This window comes from Chamaesiphon sp. OTE_20_metabat_361, from assembly GCF_031364565.1.
In genome coordinates, this window is record NZ_JANLWO010000096.1 from 1 (window position 1) to 2,538 (window position 2,538).

Below are 2,538 nucleotides of genomic sequence, written 5' to 3' on the forward strand. Positions count from 1 at the left end.
GCGATGGGGAAGGTAACTAAACCCACAGTGGTGGAGCTATTTCGCTAGGAAAAAGGATACCTCCAGATAGCTCAAACCGTTCTACCTGCCAGTAAAGGCTTTGGTGCATCCCGATCGGGATTTGGCGGACACCAGAACAGATTTTTGCTAGACACCCCGATCGAATCGAGAATACCGCGCATCACCTCCGTACAATACATCCAATGTTCCAAATCGTCATACATCCGATCAGGATTAAAATCTAGATTGTAATGCAACAGATTGGGCAAATCTGCGAACTCAGCCGAGGATTGGGGGGAGAGGATCATCAGTTGAAATGGCTTGCCCTGACAGTGTTGCTTGAGCTTGTCGAGTAGATCGATCGTGCCACCGCGATCGGCAATCCCCGTGCGCACAAACAGCACCTGGTCGCAATGCTGGAGCGTATACCAAAACCTTTGGGCGCGCGCCGAGTAACGCGAGCGCATTCGTTCGTGGATGGGCGACATGTCATCGATCGGGTTTTCGGTATCCTCAACTTCATGGGCAAAGGACAAACCCGCCCATTTATGGTGGTAGATTCTGCGGATGAATGAATCGTAATGCAGCAATTCAGGATTCCACATATCATCAAAGCCGTTCTCGATGATATCCGCAATATCGGCAATATTAGTAGTGCGGGTCAGATCGAACGGAAAAGCGGGACCATCGTACCCCATCTTGTAGAGCATCATCCGCACGGCACAGCGATCGCCAAGTGGAATAATCCCCACCCGATCGATCTCGGCTAATTTACACTTGTATTGAAACAGCACGGCAGACTGGGGTGGGATTTTGACTCGGCTTTCCAGTCCATTGTGACCGACTATCATCGTGCGGAAGGGCAGATCTGGATGCAGCGGATCTGCATAGACACCCTCTGGCAAAGCTCTGAGTGCGCTCCGCACCTCCTGCCACATGGGCTGAAGATTGTACTCATGGTCGGATTCGTTAATCACCCACAATTGACGATCGTCCTGTTGCAAAATACCTAAATGTTCGTCATAAAACAAAACTTGGGCATTATTCGGCGCAAACAGATTGAAAGCAGCACCATACTCCAGATCGCTACCAGGCGAAATTTCCACCATAGTTGAGATCGAGCCATCTGATTGCACCACAAAATAAGGCAGCGTTCCTGGCTGGCGATCGGTGGCAATATAGATACCAGGAATCAATCCTGCTTTACTTTTGAGGGCAGTTTGTAACTCCTGCCAATAGGGTGCGACGGTGTAACTATTTTGGGATGGATTGTTAATTCGCAACCGCTGATGTTCGGGACAAGCGCAGATCGAGAATCCGGCATTGTCAAGATAGATCGGGACTTCATTGGGTTGCCAAAAGCGTTGCTGTTCTTCAGCTAGTTCGTTTTTGTCGCTTTGGAATAGATCCAGATCGATCGCCTCAAACATCAGGTTATGTCCGATCGTATTGGGGTGAGCGGGGTCGAAGGATATCCCCGCTTTCCAGCGTCCTTGCCCATTATCTAATCCTGCCAACCAATCGAGGATCGGCACACCCCACGTCAGCATTCGATTGTGGGTATCTTGCAATAGCTCGTAATGTTCGGCACGATAGTCACCATGTGGATAGACTCCGCCCAAAATTGGACGTGCGCCGAGTGCCCGAGTCATTTGTAAGAGTTGCTGTAAGCCGCTTTCAAATCTTCGTTGTACGGTTCTGCGTTGATGGGCAGGGCAGTGGGCAAGACCTTCATTCCCCAGCGATAAGGCAATAATGACTACATCTGGTTGTTCGGGAGTGACAACTGGCCCAAAGCGATCGATCGTGCTGCCGACGTTCGCTCCGACCTCTGATACATTAATGAGTCTGTGTCTGTATTTTTGTTGCACAGCCTGTCCCAAGAGTGATGCCCAACCTTTTAGTAACCATGCTTTCTGACCTACAGCAACAGAACTACCAATGACCAGAATTTTTTGACCTTCAGTGTTCGCTGTCAAGGGCGTTTTGACGGGATGTTCTTTAATATATCCAAATGGATAAGGTTGCAAATAACCAAATGCTCCGTCATCAATGACAATAGTACTAGCCCGATCCTCAGAATCGATCTGCACCCAACGGTTTAGACCTAGAGATTCCCACCGCCCAAAGCCTTGAGCATCGAGCTTTACATACTTGTATTCTACTTTCTGGCGATTCTGCATCGGATCGGCTTCAGAAGCAGCAGAGGCTTCGCCCACGATTGACTCAGCAGATGGCTGAATATCGATTGCTGTATCTGTCCACCATAAAGGATAGCAATTGCCACTGGTGCGGAGGCGAATACCTCTGGTAATGTCCCACGCTCCCAATTCGGGTGTAGAACCGACCAAGGCAATGGATTCGCCAGTTTGGGTGTGTGCAATAACCTGAAATTGATACATCGGTTTTTTGCGGATATTGATGGGAAAAGGTCAAAAGGCTACTTTGTTTATAGCTGCTTCGATAGACTATCACGTCGAAGATTTAACTTCTGTCTTAGAGATAACCTTGGCGATAATTTCCCAAAATGTTGTCCGA

At 48.8% G+C, this 2,538-nt stretch carries 1 protein-coding gene; it reads right to left on the minus strand.

The window, feature by feature from the left end:
* Positions 1 to 71 precede the first annotated feature (71 nt).
* Positions 72 to 2,402, minus strand: a complete 2,331-nt coding sequence (locus tag RMO35_RS02675; protein ID WP_309738384.1) for a DUF1796 family putative cysteine peptidase — start codon at positions 2,400 to 2,402, stop codon at positions 72 to 74.
* Between the last annotated feature and the right edge of the window lie 136 nt (positions 2,403 to 2,538).